At 71.1% G+C, this 18979-nt stretch carries 14 protein-coding genes; 10 read left to right on the top strand and 4 right to left on the bottom strand.

Features of this window, described 5'->3' with window-relative positions:
* The first annotated feature begins 14 nt into the window (after positions 1-14).
* Together M8I34_RS11440 and M8I34_RS11435 are read left to right on the top strand one after the other, a co-directional pair.
* Positions 15-2435 carry a ThuA domain-containing protein gene (locus M8I34_RS11440; protein WP_250049314.1) on the top strand — a complete coding sequence of 807 codons (2421 nt, stop codon included), beginning with the start codon at positions 15-17 and terminating at the stop codon, positions 2433-2435.
* Positions 2432-4354: an OmpL47-type beta-barrel domain-containing protein gene (locus M8I34_RS11435; protein ID WP_250049313.1), complete on the top strand. Its 1923-nt coding sequence runs from the start codon at positions 2432-2434 to the stop codon at positions 4352-4354. Before M8I34_RS11440 ends, M8I34_RS11435 begins: the two co-directional genes overlap by 4 nt.
* Positions 4355-4432: 78 nt before the next feature.
* On the opposite strand, the gene M8I34_RS11430 is transcribed toward M8I34_RS11435, so the two are convergent.
* Both M8I34_RS11430 and M8I34_RS11425 read right to left on the bottom strand, forming a co-directional pair.
* A complete protein-coding gene (locus tag M8I34_RS11430) occupies positions 4433-5686 on the bottom strand; it encodes an MFS transporter (RefSeq protein WP_250049312.1) in 1254 nt (417 codons plus the stop codon).
* The gene (locus M8I34_RS11425; RefSeq protein ID WP_250049311.1) at positions 5667-6290 is read right to left on the bottom strand and encodes a disulfide bond formation protein DsbA; all 624 of its coding nucleotides are present in this window, start codon (positions 6288-6290) and stop codon (positions 5667-5669) included. Before M8I34_RS11425 ends, M8I34_RS11430 begins: the two co-directional genes overlap by 20 nt.
* 40 nt (positions 6291-6330) lie before the next feature.
* Between M8I34_RS11425 and M8I34_RS11420 the strand changes: the two genes are divergently transcribed.
* The 3 genes from M8I34_RS11420 (at position 6331) to M8I34_RS11410 (ending at position 8817) form a co-directional block, all read left to right on the top strand.
* The gene (locus M8I34_RS11420; RefSeq protein WP_250049310.1) at positions 6331-6831 is read left to right on the top strand and encodes a MarR family winged helix-turn-helix transcriptional regulator; all 501 of its coding nucleotides are present in this window, start codon (positions 6331-6333) and stop codon (positions 6829-6831) included.
* A gap of 404 nt (positions 6832-7235) precedes the next feature.
* Positions 7236-7883, top strand: a complete 648-nt coding sequence (locus tag M8I34_RS11415; RefSeq protein WP_250049309.1) for a TetR/AcrR family transcriptional regulator — start codon at positions 7236-7238, stop codon at positions 7881-7883.
* Positions 7884-7944: 61 nt separating this feature from the next.
* On the top strand, positions 7945-8817 hold the full coding sequence (locus M8I34_RS11410) for a class I SAM-dependent methyltransferase (protein WP_250049308.1): 873 nt from the start codon (positions 7945-7947) through the stop codon (positions 8815-8817).
* A gap of 99 nt (positions 8818-8916) precedes the next feature.
* Here M8I34_RS11410 and M8I34_RS11405 read toward each other — a convergent pair whose 3' ends face one another.
* Complete coding sequence (locus tag M8I34_RS11405) at positions 8917-10254, bottom strand: PucR family transcriptional regulator (protein ID WP_250049307.1); 1338 nt, start codon at positions 10252-10254, stop codon at positions 8917-8919.
* Between the two features lie 193 nt (positions 10255-10447).
* On the opposite strand from M8I34_RS11405, the gene M8I34_RS41265 reads away from it, so the two are divergent.
* Positions 10448-11968, top strand: a complete 1521-nt coding sequence (locus M8I34_RS41265; protein ID WP_284050216.1) for a hypothetical protein — start codon at positions 10448-10450, stop codon at positions 11966-11968.
* A gap of 111 nt (positions 11969-12079) precedes the next feature.
* Here the strand turns inward: M8I34_RS41265 and M8I34_RS11395 are convergent, their stop codons facing one another.
* Positions 12080-12592: a DUF6314 family protein gene (locus M8I34_RS11395; RefSeq protein WP_250049306.1), complete on the bottom strand. Its 513-nt coding sequence runs from the start codon at positions 12590-12592 to the stop codon at positions 12080-12082.
* Between the two features lie 232 nt (positions 12593-12824).
* Between M8I34_RS11395 and M8I34_RS11390 the strand changes: the two genes are divergently transcribed.
* The 4 genes from M8I34_RS11390 (at position 12825) to M8I34_RS11375 (ending at position 18939) form a co-directional block, all read left to right on the top strand.
* Complete coding sequence (locus M8I34_RS11390; RefSeq protein ID WP_244417858.1) at positions 12825-14294, top strand: aldehyde dehydrogenase family protein; 1470 nt, start codon at positions 12825-12827, stop codon at positions 14292-14294.
* On the top strand, positions 14291-15865 hold the full coding sequence (locus M8I34_RS11385; protein WP_250049305.1) for an amino acid permease: 1575 nt from the start codon (positions 14291-14293) through the stop codon (positions 15863-15865). The genes M8I34_RS11390 and M8I34_RS11385 overlap by 4 nt, the downstream gene beginning before the upstream one ends.
* Positions 15866-15880: 15 nt before the next feature.
* Positions 15881-17446 carry a GMC family oxidoreductase gene (locus tag M8I34_RS11380; RefSeq protein ID WP_250049304.1) on the top strand — a complete coding sequence of 522 codons (1566 nt, stop codon included), beginning with the start codon at positions 15881-15883 and terminating at the stop codon, positions 17444-17446.
* A gap of 560 nt (positions 17447-18006) precedes the next feature.
* Complete coding sequence (locus tag M8I34_RS11375; RefSeq protein WP_250049303.1) at positions 18007-18939, top strand: MurR/RpiR family transcriptional regulator; 933 nt, start codon at positions 18007-18009, stop codon at positions 18937-18939.
* The last annotated feature ends 40 nt before the right edge of the window (positions 18940-18979 follow it).

Raw genomic sequence — 18979 nt, 5'->3', positions numbered from 1 at the left:
GCTGGGTCGCCGCGATGGCCGCCACGGCCGTCACCGCAGCGCTGCTCGGCGGCGCTCCGGCAGTGGCGGGGACGGCCCCCGAGTCCTCGCCCCGACTCGATCTGCCGTCCCCGCCGGGCGGCGAGCAGGTCCGCGTCCTGGTCTTCCACGCCTCGGCCGGCGCCGAGCCGCCGACCGTCGACGCCGGAATCGCGGCCATCGAGAAGATCGGCCAACAGGGCCCGGCGGCCGAGCACTTCACCATCGAGGCGACCGATGACGCCTCGGTCTTCACCAAGCCCCGGCTCGGCACCTTCCACGCCGTGGTCTTCCTCACCGGCGGCGGCGATGTGCTCGACCCCGATCAGGAAGCCGGCCTGGAGAGCTATATGAAGGCCGGCGGCGGCTTTCTCGGCATCCATGACGCGGCGCGCACGGAACCGTACTCGGACTGGTTCACCGGGCTGATCGGCGCCCGGCCCACGGCCACCACTCCGGCCGGCACCCAGCGGGCGACCGTCGAGGTCGGCGACCGTACGCACCCGGCCACCAAGGACCTGCCGGTGCAGTGGAAACGCCCCGACCGGTGGCTCAACTGGCAGACCAGCCCCAGTGGTGCGGTACACACCGTCGCCCGCGTACGGGAGAGCACCTACCAGCCGGGCGCCGGGGCCAACGGCTGGGACCACCCGGTGTCGTGGTGCCGCGACTACGACGGCGGACGCTCCTTCTACACCGGCATGGGCGGCACCGCCGCCAGTTTCCAGGAAGCCGACTTCCGCACCCATCTGCGGGGCGCGCTGCTGTGGACCACCCGGCTCGCCCGCGCCGACTGCCAGTCCACCATCACCGCCAACTACCGAGCGGAGCGGGTCACTTCACCCAACCAGCCGGGGCAGTCCGATCAGATCGGCGAACCCCACGGCCTGGTGACCGCCAAGGACGGCCGGGTGTTCTACATCGGCCGCGGCGGTGGTGACGCGAGCGCTCCGGTGGTCACCGACTGGAACGATCCCGGCGTCGGCAAGGGCGAGGGCACCGTCCACATCTGGGACCCGAAGACCAAGAAGGTGACCCTGGCCGGTTCGGTGACGGTCTTCGGCAACAAGGGCGGCGGCGACGAACTGGTCAAGAACGAGGAGGGGTTGCTCGGCATCGAACTCGACCCCGGCTTCCTCTCCAACGGCTGGATCTACCTCCACTACACCCCGCACTCCCGCATCGACCGCGACGCCCACATGGCCGAGCGCCGGGTCTCCCGCTTCACCCTGAACCAGAAGACGAACAAGCTGGACCTCTCCTCCGAGAAGGTCCTCCTCGCCTGGCCGGTCCAGATCCACAGCTGCTGCCACGCGGGCGGCGGTATGGCCTGGGACTCGCGGAACAACCTCTACATCGCGACCGGAGACAACAACTCAAGCCAGTTCAGCGACGGTTACTCGGGCAACAACCCGGCGCCGAACTACAAGGGGGTCTCCTTCGCCGACGCCCGCCGCACCGCCGGCAACACCCACAACCTCAACGGCAAGATCCTGCGCATCCACCCCGAGCAGGACGGCACCTACACCCTGCCGGAGGGCAATCTCTTCACCGGCAAGGAGACCGACGAGGGCGGCGGCAAGACCCGCGGCGAGATCTATGTGATGGGCGTACGCAACCCGTCCCGGATCTCCGTCGACAAGAAGACCGACACCCTGTACGCGGGCTGGGTCGGCCCGGATGCCGTTACGCCGAGCACCACCTGGGGCCCGGCGAAGTACGACACCTTCGCCGTGATCACCCATGCCTCCAACCGTGGCTGGCCGTTCTGCATGGGCAACAAACAGCCCTACCGGGACCGCAATCTGCCCGATCCCGCCAAGCCGCTGGGCTGGTACGACTGCGACCACCTGAAGAACGAGTCGCCGAACAACGACGGCCTGGTCGCCATCCCGCCCGCCGAGGCCAACAACATCTGGTACTCCCCACAGGGCGGCGGCCCCGACTACCCGCGGGACGCCGACGACATCCCCAGTTACCAGCTCTCCGAGCAGAAGCTGCTGCTCCCCTGGCTCAAGGGCGGCGGCCAGGCCGCGATGGACGGCCCCGTCTACCGCTTCGACGCCGACAGCGCGAGCAAGGACACATGGCCGGCCTACTGGGACGGCAAGTGGTTCGTCGGTGACTTCTACGACGGTGACCAGCCGCGGCATGCGGTCGTGATGGACCCGAAGACCGCGGGCAGCGGCGGGCTGCCGGCCCATGCGGAGAGCCTGGACAAGATCGTCCCCGTGGGCGCGGACGGTATCCGCAACCTCATGGGCTGGACCTTCGGGCCCGACGGCGCGCTGTACGTCCTGGACTACGGGCGCGGCTTCTTCACCTCCGACCCCAAGTCCGCCCTGTGGCGCATCAGCTACCAGGGCGGCGAGCCGACGCCGCTGCCGCAGCAGCTCGCCCGAAAGGCGGCCCGATGACCCGCGGAACGACGCACCAAAGGACCTGGGCCGCACTGCTGGCCGCCCTCGCCCTGCTGCTCGGCCTGGCCCCGGCGATGGCATACGGGCAGCCGCCCGCCCCCGCCCCGCGGCAGGCCGCGCAGACCCTCACCTGGACCGCGGGCGACGACATCACCCGCTACACCTCCGCACCCGCGACGGCCGTGGCAGGCAAGGCCACCCTCGTCTTCGAGAACAGCACGGCCACCGGCAACACCATGGGCATGCCGCACACCCTGACCTTCGACACCTCCGACCCCGAGTACAACCAGGACGTCACTCTCAACATCCTGGCCAACCCCGGCGACGCCCAGGGCGGCAAGCACACCGCCGAGGTCACCCTCACCCCCGGCAGGTACCGCTACCACTGCACCATCCCCGGCCACACGGCCATGCAGGGCGTGCTCGTGGTCACCGACGGCGGCGGCTCCGACAGCACACCCCCCGACACCTCCGCCAAGCTCACCGGCGAACAGAACGCGGACGGCGCCTACGTCGGCAGCGCCACCGCCACCCTTTCCGCCTCCGACGCCGGTTCCGGCGTCAGCACCATCGAGTACGCCCTCGACGCCGCCGCCTACCAGCCGTACACGACCCCGGTCCTGGCCGACGCCCCCGGCAGCCACCACCTCCGCTACCGCGCGACGGACAAGGCCGGCAACACCGCCCCCGAGAAGACCGTGGACTTCACCGTCGTCGCCCCGCCCACCGGCGACACCACTCCCCCGGAGACCTCCGCCGAGCTGACCGGCGCGAAGAACTCCGACGGCGACTACCTCAACCGGGCCACGGTGACCCTCACCGCCACCGACGCCGGATCGGGCGTCGGGAAAACCGAGTACGCCCTGGACGGCGGTCCCTACCTCGCCTACACCGCACCGGTCGTCGTGGACCGGGCCGGCCGCCACACCGTGGCCCATCGCGCCACCGACAAGGCCGGCAACACCTCACCGGCCCGCACCGTCTCCTTCACCATCGCCGAGGGCGGCGGGGTCCCCGCCCCCGACTGCGCCGAATGGGACGAGCGACTGACGGTGATCATCGGCACCGTCAACACCGGCATCCCCAACCGCATCACCCGCAACCGCTGCACCATCAACGAGCTGATCGAGGACGAGAAGGACTGGTCCTCCCAGGCCCTCTTCCTCAAGCACGTCCGCGGCGTCGCCGACGCCCTCCGCACGGACGGGGTCGTCGACGACCGGGAGTACGAGGCCGTCAACAAGGCCGCCCGGCAGTCCGGCATCGGCACCCCGGGACAGCACACCGGCTACCGCGACCTCTTCGACGGGACGCAGAAGTCCTTCGCCGCGTGGGAACACGTCGGCGGCGGCGCCTTCAGCCGCACCGCCGACGGCCTCATGACCAGCAGCTCCACCGTCCCCGGGATGGGCATGCTCTGGTACCCCCGGCGCACCTACGACAACTTCTCCCTCAAGCTCCAGTTCCGCGACGACGCCCCCGGCACCGGCAACGCCAACAGCGGCGTGTTCGTCCGCTTCCCCGGCGTCCACGACCATCCCGAGGAGCCCCGCCCCGAGTGGGTCGCCATCAAATACGGGCACGAGATCCAGATCCTCGACCGCCCCGACGGCGACATGTACAAGACCGGATCCGTCTACGGCTTCGACCGCGTGGGCCTCGGCGGCGCCGGCGTCACCCCCAAGGGCACCTGGAACGACTACGAGATCCGCGTCGTCGACCAGCACTACTCCGTCTACCGCAACGGCGTCCTGCTCAACGAGTTCGACAACACCGGCGGCCAGGACTTCTCCCCGCCCCGCGCGGACGACCCCGGCACGGACGGCCGCCGCTACGCCTCCGGCTACCTCGGCCTTCAGGTCCACAGCGAGACGGATGTGATCTCGTACCGCAACATCCGGATCCAGGAGCTGTAGTACGGCGACGGGGCGGCACGGCGTCCCGGGCACGGGGTCCGCAGCGCGGGGCCTGCGGATTCCCGGGCCTGCGGCCCCTCAGGTCACGGCCTCCTGAGGAGCGGTGGTGACTTCGCGGGTACTGACCACGTGTGCCGGCAGCACCCTCTCGGCGTACAGCAGGACCGCCGCGCCGGTCAGGACCAGCAGTGCCAGAACCGTCCACAGTTGCCATTGCCCGGCGTCGAGCAGGAATCCCAGCAGCAGGGGCGCGGTGGTGCGGCAGACCGACCAGGACAGCTGGTAGCTCGACAGGTACCGCCCCCGCAGGTGAGCGGGGGCGGCCTGGACCGACAGGCCCTGCGAGGGTGCGGAGTGGACGAGCTCGCCGGCGGTGTAGAGGACCGCGACCGCCAGGACGGCGACGAGGGCGTCGGCACCGCTGATGAGGTGGGGAAGGGCCGCGAAGGCGGCGAAGGAGAGCGCGAAGATGACGGCGCCGAGCGCGGCCGCGCGGGTGCGCCTGCCGCGCAGGGTGAGGCGGGCGGTGGGGACACCGAGCGCGGCGACCAGAACGGTGTTGACCGCGAACACGGCCCCGGCCAGGGCATCGGGCAGGCCGACGTCACGGGTGAGGAAGACCGGCAAGGCGATGGCCTGGGTGGTGTAGCCGAAGGCGATCAGGAAATTGGCGGCGGTGATGAGCAGGTAGGGCCGGTCGGCGAGCACCTGCCGGTACCCGTCCCGTGCCCCCTCCGGTCGCCTGTCGCCGCCGTGGACGACCGAGATCCGGGCCACCAGCACCGCGCCGAGGGCGAAGACCGTGGCCAGAGCCACCGCGGCGCCGATGAAGCCGACACTGCCGTTCCACGCCAGCAGGCCCGCCGCCGCGAGGCTGCCGCATCCCATGCCGGCGTTGCGCAGGCTGCGGTCCCACGCCAACAGCCGGTCACGCTCGGCGCCTTCGGCGATCTCACCGATGAGAGCGTGCTGGCTGGGCGAGGAGGCCCACATTCCCACCGCCACCACCAGGGCGATCGCCAGGAATGCGGGGTAGGAGCCGGCGAACGGGTAGGCGGCGAAACCGGCCGCCCGCAATGCGAGCGCGACGATGAGCACCCGTCGGCCGCCGAACCGGTCGATGAGGACGCCCGCGACGGGCATGAACGCCAGGGCACAGAGTCCGGCGACGGTCAGGCCCGCGCCGATCGACGTCAGCGACAGGCTGGTGAGCGAGTGGATGAACAGCATCGTCAGGGGCACGTAGATGCCGTCGCCGATCGAGCTGACCAGGCTTGCGGCGATGAGGCGGCGGCGGGTGCGAACGCCGGGATCAGCCGAAGTCGAGCGCACCGCGTCCCCGCTTCAGCTCGGCGAACGCGCCCATCCCGGCCAGGGTCCGAGTGGCCCGGAAGAGCCGGATCGCCTCCTCGCCTTTCGGTATGGAGGTGAGGACGGGGCCGAAGAAGCCGGCGCCGTCCACGGTGATGACGGGTGTTCCGGCCTCTTCGCCGACCGCTTCCTGTCCTTCCTGGTGGCCGGCGCGCAGGGTCACGTCGATGGCGTCGGTGTGAGCGGCCTCGGCCAGGGACGCGGGCAGTCCCAGCTCGTCGAGGGACTCGGCGACGACCGCGTCGAAATCCTTGTTGCGCGCCACGTGGATGCGGCTGCCGAGCGCGGTGTAGAGATCGCGCAGGACCGCATTGCCGTGGCGGGCTTCGGCGGCCGCGCACACCCGGGCCGGGCCCCAGGCGCGGTCATTGAACTCGCGGTACCAAGGCTCCAGTTCGCGGTGCTCGTTCAGCACCGAGAGGCTCATGATCCGGAAGCGCAGGTCGATCGGCTGAAGCCGTTCGACTTCGAGCAGCCATCGGGAGGTGACCCAGGCAAAGGGGCAGCTGGGGTCGAAGTAGCAGACAACCGCCGTCGCGGCTTGCGGAGCAACATTATCTTCCATGGAAGCTAGATTACCTTCCATGGAAGGTATAGTGGAAGCCATGCAGCCAGACCCCGTCGTCGCCATCGTCGAACAGTGGAAACGCGAGAGGCCCGATCTCGACACGACGCCGATGCTCGTCATCGGCCGGCTCTTCCGGCTCACCGGCACGCTGGACCAACGGCTGCGCCCGCCCTTCGGCGCCGCATGCCTGGGAAGCGGCGACTTCGACGTCCTTGCGGCGCTTCGACGTTCAGCAGCGCCGCACGCCCTGTCCGCAGGCGAGCTCAGCCGTACCGTCCTCGTCACCACCGGCGCGATCACCAAGCGGGTCGACCGGCTCGAAGCCCGTGGCCTGGTCAGCAGAGCCGTGGCCGAGGCCGATTCCCGCGGACGCCTCATCACCCTCACCGCCGAGGGCGTCGAACTCACCGACGAGCTCATCGCCGTCCACCTGGACAACCAGCGCCGGCTTCTCGCCGGGCTGAGCGGGGAGGAGCAAACTCAGCTCGCCGGCCTGCTCGAACGGCTCGCCTCCACGCTGGCCGCGAGCGATCACTGACCCGCAGGTGGCGTCAGGGGGCGCAGACATCCCCGCTCCGCATGGGCGGCCCCCCGAAGCGGATCCCGCCCGCAGCACCGACTGGGCCGCGGGGGTACGGGCCGCCACCACGCCACTCACAGGCGGCGGCCCGTTCCTTTTCCCCCGGCGACACCCGACGCCGGGCACGCCCCCGCGCGGTCCGGCCCGGCCGAGGAGCGCACCCGGCCGGGGCCGCATCCGGTTCCGCATCGGCAGACACCCGAGCAACAGCCGTTGCGGAAAGGAGCGTTGCGTGAGGACGCCTACCACCATCGACTCGCTTTACACCTGTCAGCTGAACCGCCGACGCGCGCCCCCTCCCCCCAACTATCTGACTTTCCAGTAAACTTACTCGCCAGTAAGGTTGCGGTAGGCTGGCAGCAATGACTGACACACGCAGGCGACGCATGCCCAGGCCGGTCCGGGAACAGCAGATCATCGACGCCGCGATCCGGGTCTTCGCCAAGCGCGGCTACCACGCCGCCTCGGTCGACGAGATCGCCGAACTCGCCGGAATCTCCAAGCCGATGGTCTACCTCTATCTCGACTCCAAGGAGGGGCTGTTCCTCGCCTGTCTGCGACGTGAGGCCGAGCGTCTGGTGGCCGCGTTACGGGCGGCCGCGGGCCCTGCCCACCCTCCCGAGCTACGGCTGCGGGCCGGACTGCTGGCGTTCTTCACCTTCGTCACCGAACACCGCGACAGCTGGGTGGTGCTGCACCGCCAGGCGTCGGAGCTGAGCCCGGCGATCACGGCGGAACTGGGCCGTACCCGGCAGGCGGTGATGACGGAGGTCTCCGGGCTGGTCCGGACCGGCGGCCCGGAGGGCGCCGCGCCCGCCTGCCCCGACGACGAGGCCGACTTCGTGACGTACACCCTGGTCGGGGCCGCGGACTCGCTCACCGACTGGATGACGCTCCATCCGGACGAGCCCCCGGAGCGGATCACCCTGCGACTGATGAACATGGTGTGGGTGGGGATGCGCAATGTGCTGGACGGGGAGGTGTGGACGACGCCGGCCGGGGAGCCGTAAGGGTGCTCTTCGCGCCATGGCGTACTGGCCCGCTCGCCCGCCCGGCCGGTACAAGAGGGGGATGACCACAGAGCAGAGTGAGCCGTCGACCGTCCCCGTGCCCGCGCCCACCACCGAGGAGATGGTGCGCGCCAACCAGGCGAACTGGGACGCCCGTACCCCCGTCCATGTGGCGAGCGAGTTCTACGGCCTGGACGGTTCCCGGACCGCCGAGCACTGGTTCGCGCCGTTCGAGTGGACGGATCTGGGCGATCTGGCCGGGCGGGACGTCCTGCATCTGCAATGCCATCTGGGCACCGAGACGGCCGCGTTCGCCGAGCGGGGTGCCGCGCACACGGTCGGGCTCGACTTCTCCGCGGCGGCGGTCGCGGAGGCGCGACGGCTCGCCGAGGAGGCCGGACGGAATGTGGAGTTCGTCCGGTCGGATGTGCACCGGGCCGTGGAGGCGCTGGACGGGCGCCGGTTCGATGTGATCTACACGGGCAAGGGCGCGCTGTGCTACCTGCCGGATCTGGCCACCTGGGCCGGGATCGTCAGCTCGCTGCTGCGGCCCGGCGGGACGTTCTATCTGGTCGAGTTCCATCCGCTGCTCGACGCCCTGGGCCCGACGCCGAGCCCGGACCGGCAGGAACTCCGGCTGCACCATGACTACTTGGGCGGACGCGGCCCGCTCAGGAGCGATACGCCGTCCACGTACACCGACGGACCGCCCGTCGAGGGTGCCACGACGAGTTACGAGTGGCGGCACGGCCTCGGGGAGGTCATCTCCGCCGTGGTCGGCGCGGGACTGACCGTGCAACTGGTCCGGGAGACCGAGCTGCTGCCGTGGAAGCGGTTCGATGCGATGGTGCCGTCCGAGAACGGCTGGTGGCGCCTTCCGCCGTCGGAGCCGATCGTTCCGCTGCTGTATGCGCTGCGGGCGGTGAAGGCCTGAGCCACCGGCAGACGCGGGCACGGACTCGGACTCGGACGCGGACGCGGGCGCCCGACGGCATCGGGGTCCCTCGGCACCGCGCCCGGCGCAGCGCCCCCCTCAGCTCGCCGGCCCGTGGATCCTGCGGTGTGTCAGCGCCCACCAGATCTCCGCGAGATCCGCCGGGTCACGCAGACTGGTGCCGGTGATCTCCTCGAACCGCCGGAGCCGGTTGCGCAGGGTGTTGGGGTGCACGTAGAGGGTGCGCGCGGCGGCCTCCAGCCGCAGCCCCTGCTCCAGATAGGCGGCCGCGGCCTCCTCCAACTGGGCGCCGTCCTCGCCCCGTTCGGCCAGCGGCGCCAGACGCAAGCCCACCAGCGCCTCCCCCACGGCAGGGAGCGCCACGACCGTGGCCCGCAGCCCCAGCTCCTCACGGGTGAACGCCCCGACGAGTCCAAAGCCGGTGGCGGCCCGGAGCGCCTGGGTGGCCCGGGTGAACTCCGCGGCGAGCCCGGACGCGGGGGCCGGGGTGCCCAGCCCCAGGACCAGACCGCGGCACAACCCGGCGGGGCGCCCGGCCAGCAGCCCCGCCACATCCCCGTCCACGGTCGTGACCAGAGGTTTCCCCGTCCCGTCCAGGGCGAGCCAGGGGCGCAGCAGGGCGACGATCCGGCCGAAGGCGCCGTCGCCGGGGCCGGGGTGGCCGGTGGCATACGGGGCGGGGCCGGGCTCGGGGGTGCGGACCGGGCCGCCGGGCGGCGCGACGTCGGGCAGGCGCGCGCGGAAAGGGCGGCGGAGCGCGCCGCGGTCGTACCAGCCGTCCGCCGCCGCCTCCTCGTCAGCGAGGTATCGGCCGGCCGGACGGACATCGGCAGGCCCGGCGCCCCACGCGTCGCCGCCGGAAGGCGACTTGTCCCACCGCACCTCGCCGAGCAGCAGGGCGCGGACCTGCACGGCCCGCCGACGGTCCGTCATCGCGTCTTCCTCGAAGCCGACCCGGCAGCTGCGCACGATGCGCAGGGTGTTGGCGTCGACCCAGGCGCGGAGCGTCTCGGCGATCGGCAGCAGGTCCTCGGCGGTGCCGCGGCGGGCCGCCATCTCCTCGCCGAACCGCCGCCAGACGATGTCCGTTCCGATCCGGTAGGCGGAGATGATGTCCTCGACGGGCAGTGAGCGGGCCAGGGCCGTCACCTCGTCGAGATGGGTCTCCGGGATGGCGTACGCCCGGCCGTCGTCGCGCCCGGAGCCCTGCGGTGTCCGCCGCTCCTCGGACCAGCGCTGCACCAGTGACAGGCCGTTGCGCAGGGACGCCAGCACCCGCGGCCGGAGCTGGTCCACCGACGCCGCGGCGTAGGAGGGGAGTTGGGCCCGCAGGCCGCCGATGACCTCGTCGGTAAGGGCGTCGATTGCGGCGTGCAGTGCGGCGACGGACTCCGGCACCGTTGTGGAAGTCTCCACCCGTCCCCTCCCGACTCGGTGTCTTTCCCCATGGCGAAATCGATCATTCGTCGCCATGCTACGAGGAAGCCGCCCGAACCCCTACAGATGTTCGATCTTGGACGACTTTTCCCCGGCCGTCCTGATCCGTCCGGCGTTCGGCGCCCGGCCCCGCTGTTCCTCCCCATCACCCCCCGCACCATCAAGGAATCCCATGGCTGTTTCCTGGCGTCGTATCGCGGTGCCCGCCGCCGCGGTCGGCGTACTCGTCCCCGCCGCCCTCGGCACCCATGCGCTGCTCTCGGGTCCCGACGCGCCGCGCACCTCCGCGGCCGGCATACCGGCCACCGGGCCGACAGCCCCCGGTGCCGTGCCGGACGATGCCCGGGCCTCCGGCCCCGAGGGCGCTGCCGCGGTCGCCAGGCCGTCCGACGCGCCGACCCGTTCCGGAAATTCGGTCTCCGTGCAGCTCTCGTCGTACGACGCGCACCGCAAGCAGGCGGAACTCAAGCCGTCCGCCGGCAAGACCGTACGGACCGGGGATGTGATCGCCGCCGCGCCCAACCGGCACGCCCCTTCGGGTGCGCTGTTCAAGGTCGGCAAGGTCACCGGCTCGCGCGACGGCAAGGTCCGGGTGACCACCGCCCCCGCCACGCTCTCGGAACTGCTCGGCGATCAGAAGGTGGACCAGCGCACGGCGTTGCGGCCCGGCGAGATCTCGGTCAGGCCGCTCTCCTCGGGTGTCACCGTGCAGAAGCCCGCTGCCGGCACCGGTTCGGCCGGCGACGGCCCGGCCACTCCGTCCGGCGACCCGGCCCCTCCGTCCGGCAGCCCTGACGCCACCGCCTCCGGCTCCCCGAGCCCCTCGGCGTCCGGCTCCTCCGGGGTCCGCACCCAACTCGTTCCCTCCGCTCCCCGCCCCGCCCCCACCTCCTCCGGCAGCGCGCTGTCGCCCGACGCGCGCAAGGCGCTCACCACCCTGCGGCTGGGCCTCAATGTGCCGCTGCCCAAGGGCGTGGAGGCGACCGGCAAGTCTCCCGCCCGGCTGTCCGGCGACGTGATGTTCCGGCCCGAGCTGATCTTCCAGTACGAGAAGCGCGGCGGGCTCAACCTGCTGCCGCAGCGCGCGGCGGTCGGCCTGGGCGGCTCCTACGCCTATGGCTGGCAGGTGCACGGCAAGGTGCGCGGGACCGCGGACACCGGGCAGGTCGCGGTGCCGATCGCGGCGGTCACCGGACGGCACGTCTTCTGGGTGGGCCCGGTCCCCGTCGTGGTCAGCACCGAGGTCACCTTCACCTACCGCTTCACCGCCGGCGGCCGCATCGTGCTCGACGCCGACCAGCGCACCTCCGGTTCTTTCGCCGTCGGCGCGAAGTACGACCGCGGGAACGGGTGGCAGCCGCTGCACGAGGCGGACCAGCAGACCAAGGGAACCACTCCCCGGGTCGAGGGTGCGGCCTCCGCGACGGCCCGTATCGGGGCACGTGCCCAGGTGTTCCTCTACGACACCGCGGGCGTCGGGGGCGAGCTGTCCGTCCACCTCACCGGACGGGCCGCGGCTGCCACCGGCGGCGGTGCCCCGGCGTGGGCGCTGAGCGCGGGCTACGACCTGAAGACCGAGCTGATGCTGCAACTGAAGATCTTCGGCATTCAGCTCGTCGACCTCAGGACCACGCCGTTCGCCCTGCACGACGAGCGCAAGCTGTTCGGGCGGGGGAAGCTGCCCGCCGCCTGAGCCCTCGCTCTCCGCACGAAGGACGGCGCCCCCGGGGACCTCTGCCCCGGGGGCGCCGTCCGTGTGTCCGCGTACCGGCCCGGCGCGCGTCCGCGCCCGGCCACGCCGCGTTCACCCCAGCCGCCGGTACACCGAGCGCAGCAGCTGGTCCTTCGCCGGCCCGCCGACCCGCCACTCCAGCTGCCAGGTGTCCGCCCCGACGACGGTGAAGGTTCCCTCGTACCGGTCCGCGGCACAGGGGTGGACGGCGGTCCAGCTGCCGGTCCTGAGGTCGAGGTCGTGGAAGGGCCGGCCGTCGGCGAAGTCGACCTCGGCGGTGCCGTCCGGCCGGGGCCGCAGCAGCAGGGTGCGGCTCGCCGGATTCGCCGTCCCGCCCCACGTCAGTTGCCCCTCCTCGACGTGCAGCAGGGCCTCCCCCACCGCGTCGGGCCGGAACTCGGCGGTGCCGCGGAAGCTGCCCTCGGCGCCGGACCGCAGGTCGTGCACCGTGCGCTCGATGCTCCAGCGGCCGGAAAGGTACGCCGCGGCATCGGGGACGGGGTGCGGTCCGACGTCCGGCGCCGGCTCCGGATCCTGCCCCGGCTCCCGTCCGCGTCCGTGCCCTCGGCCCCTCTCACTGCTCATCCCCCCATTCTCCCGTCCGCCCGCCCGCCTCACTCCGTCGGCCCCACCCGGCGCCGCTCCCCTCTCCCCCGGCCCCTCGTACCGTGCGGAGCCGCACCGCCCGTCTTAGTCTCAGGGCAGTGACCCGCACCGAGGTCCGCACGGCGGGCCGCCCGTCGGCCTGACGCCGTCGGCCGGGGCGCCGCGCCTGCCGCAGTCGCCCCGTACGAGCCCGGAGACCGGAGGCATCACCATGCCGGAGCTGTTCATCGGAGGTCAGTGGACCGCAGCGGCCGACGGGCAGGTACGGGAGATCCGTTGCCCGGCGGACGGCACGCTGGTCGCGACCGTTGACGAGGGCGGTCCGAAGGACGTGGCGGCGGCGATCGGCGCCGCTCGTGCGGCCTTCGACGACGGGCCGTGGCCGCAGACGCCGGCGGCCGAGCGCGGCCGGCTGGTCCTGCGGGTCGCCGAGCTGCTGGAGCGCGACAAGGACGCGCTGGCCAGGGCCGAGTCGCTGGACACCGGCAAGCGGCTGGTCGAGAGCGCCTACGACATGGACGACATCGCCAACTGCTTCCGCTACTTCGGCAATCTCGGCGCGGCCGGCGGCACGGACCGGGTGGTGGACGCGGGCGCGGCGGAGATCGACAGCCAGGTGCGGCACGAGCCGGTCGGCGTCTGCACGCTCATCACCCCGTGGAACTACCCGCTGTTGCAGACCGCCTGGAAAGTCGCTCCCGCCCTGGTCACGGGCAACACCTTCATCCTGAAGCCCAGTGAGCTCACCCCGCACACCGCCATCCACCTCATGCGGCTGCTGGCCGAGGCCGGGCTGCCGGACGGCGCGGCGAATCTGGTGCTGGGCACCGGCCAGAGCGTGGGCGCGCCGCTGACCGAGGACCCACGGGTGGACATGGTGTCGTTCACCGGCGGTCTGCTCACCGGCCGGCGCATCATGGCCGCGGCGGCGCCCACGGTGAAGAAGATCGCGCTGGAACTGGGCGGCAAGAACCCCAACATCGTCTTCGCGGACGCCGATTTCGACACCGCCGTCGACTACGCCCTGATGGCGGTCTTTCTGCACTCCGGGCAGGTCTGCTCGGCGGGCGCCCGGCTGCTCGTCCAGGAGGAACTGCACGATGCGTTCGTCGACGAGCTGGTCACCCGGGCCCAGCGGATCCGGCTCGGCGGGCCGTTCGACGAACACGCCCGGTCCGGCCCGCTGATCTCGGCAGCGCACCGCGCGAAGATCGAGGCGTATGTGGCGGGCGGGCTGGACGAGGGGGCCGTACTGCTCTGCGGCGGCGCGCGGCCCGACGATCCGTCACTGGCGAACGGCTTCTACTATCTGCCGACCGTGCTGGACGAGTGCACCCCGGACATGTCCGTCGTCCGCGACGAGAGCTTCGGGCCGGTGCTGACCGTCGAGCGGTTCCGCAGCGAGGAGGAGGCGGTCTCGCTCGCCAACGACACGGTGTACGGGCTGGCCGGAGCGGTGTGGACGCAGGACAGCGAACGTGCCCACCGGGTCGCCGCCCGGCTGCGCGCGGGAACGGTGTGGATCAATGACTTCCATCCGTATGTGCCGCAGGCGGAGTGGGGCGGCATGAAGCAATCGGGCGTCGGGCGCGAGCTGGGGCCCGCGGGACTGGCCGAGTACCAGGAGGCCAAGCACATCTGGCGCAATACCGCGCCGCGTCCGCAGAGGTGGTTCGAGTGACCGACTCCGAGTCCGCGCGCCCCGGCACCCGGGCCGACGGTTCGCACGACGACGATTCGCTCGCCGAGCTCGGCTACAAGCCGGAGCTCAAGCGCACCCTGGGCAACTTCCACACCTTCGCCGCCGGCATCAGCTACATCTCGATCCTCACCGGCACCTTCCAGCTGTTCTACTTCGGCATCGCCCACGGCGGCCCGGCCTACTGGTGGTCCTGGCCGATGGTCTTCGTCGGCCAGTTGATGGTGGCGCTGTGCTTCTGCGAGCTGGCCGCCCGCTACCCCGTGGCCGGGTCGATCTACAACTGGGCCAAGAAGCTCGGCGGCCCGCACATCGGCTGGCTCGGCGGCTGGATGATGCTGACCGCCACCATGGTCTCGCTGTCCGCGGTGGCGCTGGCGTACCAGGTGACGCTGCCGCAGATCTCGTCGTGGTTCCAGTTCATCGGCGACGGGACCGGCCAGTCCGCGGCCGAGAACGCCGTGGTGCTCGGCACGATCCTGATCGCCTTCACCACCCTGGTCAACGCCTTCGGCGTCAAGCTGATGGCGCGGATCAACTCCGCGGGCGTGGCGATCGAGCTGATCGCCGCCATCGTTCTGGTCATTCTGCTCGCCGCGCACGTCACCCGCGGCCCCGGCGTGGTGCTCAACACCTTCGGTCTGGGCAGCGGCACGAACCTCGGCTACTTCGGCGCGTTCCTGACCGCGTCACTGGCCTCGGCGTATGTCATGTACGGCTTCGACACCGCCTCGTCGCTCGGTGAGGAGTCCAAGGACCCCGGCCGCAACGCACCCCGCGCCATCCTGCGGGCCCTGATCGCGTCCTTCCTCATCGGCGGTCTGATCCTCCTCTTCGCCCTGCTCTCCGTGCCCGATCTGCACTCCAAGGAACTGTCCGTGGACGGCCTGCAATATGTGGTGCTCTCCACGCTCGGCTCGACCATCGGGCAGATCGTGCTCTGGTGTGTGGTCATTGCGATCACCGTGTGCGAGCTGGCGGTGCACACCGCCGGCATCCGGCTGGCCTTCGCGATGGCCCGGGACAACAACCTCCCGGCCGCCTCCCTGCTCGCCAAGGTCAGTCCGCGCTTCCAGACACCGGTGCTGCCGGCCGTCATCATCGGCCTGGTGGCGATCGCCATCCTGCTCATCAACGTCAACCAGCCGCAGATCTTCTCGGTGATCACCAGCATCGCGATCATCATGATCTATCTGGCGTATCTCGCGGTCACCCTGCCGATGCTGGTCCAACGGCTGCGCGGCAACTGGACACCGGCCAAGGGGAAGTTCTCGCTGGGCAGGTTCGGCATTCCGGTGAACGTCCTCGCCGTGCTCTGGGGCTTCGGGATGTCCCTCAACCTCGCCTGGCCGCGTGCCGCGGTGTACAACGCGACCGGCCCCCAGCACTGGTATCTGCGCTGGGGCGCCTTCTTGTTCATCGGTGTCGTGGCGATCGGCGGCTTCACCTACTACTGGTTCGTCCAGCGCAAGCACACGGGAGTCCTGGCCACCCACGCCGCCGTCACCCCCGACAGCGGCGGCCCGGGCGACAGCAGCACCCCCACCCCCTGATCTGGAGACGCCGCCATGTCCCAAGAGGCCCCTGTGGACGAGTTCGACTATGTCGTGGTCGGCGGCGGCACGGCCGGCGCCGTCGTGGCCGCCCGGCTCAGCGAGGACCCCGCCGTCACCGTCTGCCTCCTGGAAGCCGGCCCCTCCGACGTCGGTGACGAAAACGTGCTGCGCCTGGACCGCTGGATGGGCCTGCTGGAGTCCGGCTACGACTGGGACTACCCGGTCGAACCGCAGGAGAACGGCAACAGCTTCATGCGGCACGCCCGCGCCAAGGTGCTCGGCGGCTGCTCCTCGCACAACTCCTGTATCGCCTTCTGGACCCCGGCCGAGGACCTGGACGAATGGGCCGCGATGGGCTGTACGGGCTGGGGCGCGGCGGACTGCTTCCCGCTCTTCCAGCAGCTGGAGACCAACGACGCCCCCGGCGACCACCACGGCCGCAACGGCCCGGTCACCCTGCGCACCATCCCGCCGAACGACCCGTGCGGTGTGGCCCTTCTGGAGGCCTGCGCGGCAGCCGGCATCCCGACCACGCCGTTCAACACCGGTCGGACCGTCGTCCGGGGCGCGAACTGGTTCCAGATCAACTGCCGCCCGGACGGCACCCGTTCCTCCGCCTCGGTGTCCTACCTCCACCCCGTCATGGGCACCCGCAAGAACCTCGAGGTACGCACCGGGCTCCAGGCCAAGCGCCTGAACTTCGACTCCTCCCGGCGCTGCACCGGTGTGGACTGTCTCGCGCCCGACCTGATCCACACCCGCACCGTCAACGCCCGCCGCGAGACCATCGTCTCCTGCGGCGCCATCGATTCCCCGAAACTCCTCATGCTCTCCGGCATCGGCCCGGCCGGACATCTGCGTGCCACCGGTATCGACCCGGTCATCGACTCCCCCGGCGTCGGCTCCTACCTCCAGGACCACCCGGAGGGCGTGATCATGTGGAACGCCAAGCAGCCCATGGTCAGTTCGTCCACCCAGTGGTGGGAGATCGGCATCTTCGCCGACACCGAACCCGGCCTCGACCGCCCGGACCTGATGTTCCACTACGGTTCCGTGCCCTTCGACATGAACACCTACCGCCGCGGCTACCCCACCTCGGAGAACGCCTTCTGCCTCACCCCGAACGTCACCCGGGCCCGCTCACTGGGCACGGTGCGGCTGCGCACCCGCGACTTCCGCGACAAGCCCGAGGTCGACCCGCGCTACTTCACCCATGAACACGACGTCCGCGTCATGACCCACGGCCTGCGCCTCGCCCGCGAGATCATCTCCCAGGCACCCATGGCCGACTGGGCCGGCACCGAACTCGCCCCCGGCCCGTCCACCCTGTCCGACGCCGAGTTGTTCGAGTACATCCGCACCACGCACAACACGGTCTACCACCCCGCCTGCACCGTGCAGATGGGCGCCCCCGATGACCGGACGACGCCGCTCGACCCCCAGCTGCGGGTCAAGGGCGTGACCGCTCTGCGGGTGGCCGACGGTTCGGTGATGCCGTTCCTGCCGGCCGTGAACCCCTGCATCACCACGATGATGATCGGGGAGAAGTGTGCGGACATGATCAAGGGCGCCCGGTAGGGGCGCCCCTGCGTCCATGCGAAAGCCCCACCCACGGGCGGGGCCACTCACACATCCACGGCCTACGAGGTGGGCTCCCTTCGCCGGCATTGTCCGAATCAGGTGCTAGGGGTCGCCGTCCGGTCCTGTGACCTTTCGGCCTCTCAGCCCGACTTTTCTTCTTGTCCTCGGCGAGAGCCAGAGCTCCCTTCCCCGAGGCCGGTCCAGTCGAACTCCCTCGCTCGCCCCGTAGGCCTACGTTCAGGGTACTCCCACACAAAGGGGATGGAACAGGTTATTCACACTTTTTCTTCCGTCACCCGGAGCGGCGGAACCCCCGCTGAGAAGGGGTTTTTCCGGAGATCCGAGGGGCGCGAACCATACGCACACGCCAGTAACCGTGCGTATGCACCGGCGCAGCGACGGAAGCTTGGGCGCAGCGGGGCGAGCAGACCCCGGCCGGGCCGGATCACCGCGCCGAAGCCGCGCACGGAGGGCACGGCCGGTCCCGTCCACCGGGACCCTCGGTTTCCGGGCTGTGTCACGATCGTGGCGTCACGCAGGCCGGAGAGGGGACGCGCATGGCTGGTCGGGCCGCAGAGCACAGCAACCACACGGAGGGCGGCACGGACCCGGAGCCGGCGGAACGGGACGCCGGCTCGGGGGCGACCGTGGCCGAGCGGGTGCGGCGGGCCGAGGGGAACCTGTCTCCTGCCGAGCGGAAGATCGCGCGGGCGCTGACGGCCAATTACCCGGCGGCCGGGCTGGAGTCCGCCTCGGGGCTCGCCTCCCAGGCCGGTGTCAGTGCACCCACCGTGGTGCGGTTCGTCGCCCGGCTCGGCTTCGACGGCTACCGGCACTTCCAGCAGTCGCTGCGCGAGGAGGTGCAGGCGCGTCACGCCTCGCCGCTGACCCTGGCGCCGGTGATCGGCGCGGACTCCCCCACCTCCGAACTGGTCGAGGCCGCGCAGCAGGTGAGCAGTGCGACGCTGGGCCAGACGTTCGCAGCCCTCCCCGAGCGGGAGTTCGAGCAGGCGGTCGGTCTGATCTGTGACCCCGCCAAGCGGATCGCATGCTTCGGCGGGCGTTTTTCGCAGCTCCTGGCCGAGTACCTCGACCTGCATCTGCGGCTGCTGCGGCCGGGGACCCTCCTGCACACCGCGGCGCCGGGGCGCGATGCGGGATTCCGCCTCGATCTGAACCGACGGGACGTGTGCGTGGTCTTCGACTTCCGCCGCTACCAGGACGACACCGTGCAACTCGCCCGGCACGCACACGAACGCGGGGCCAAGGTCGTGCTGTTCACCGACCCATGGCTCTCACCGGTGGCCGAGTTCGCCGATGTGGTGCTCCCCGCGCGCGTCGAGGCACCGAGTCCGTTCGACAGCATCGTCGCCCCCCTGGCACTCGTCGACACCCTGGTTGCCGCCGTGCATGCGCGCCTGGGACCGGCGGCCGACGAGCGGATGCGGGCCGCGGAGGAGGAGTGGAGCGGAGAAGTCGGAGCCTACTGAAAAATTCATTTCAACACACCCCTTGACGCTCCGCTTGAAA

Origin of the sequence: Streptomyces sp. MCA2 (genome assembly GCF_023544705.1) — a bacterium.
Lineage (GTDB): Bacteria > Actinomycetota > Actinomycetes > Streptomycetales > Streptomycetaceae > Streptomyces > Streptomyces decoyicus.
This window is presented reverse-complemented; position numbering and strand designations above follow the sequence as displayed.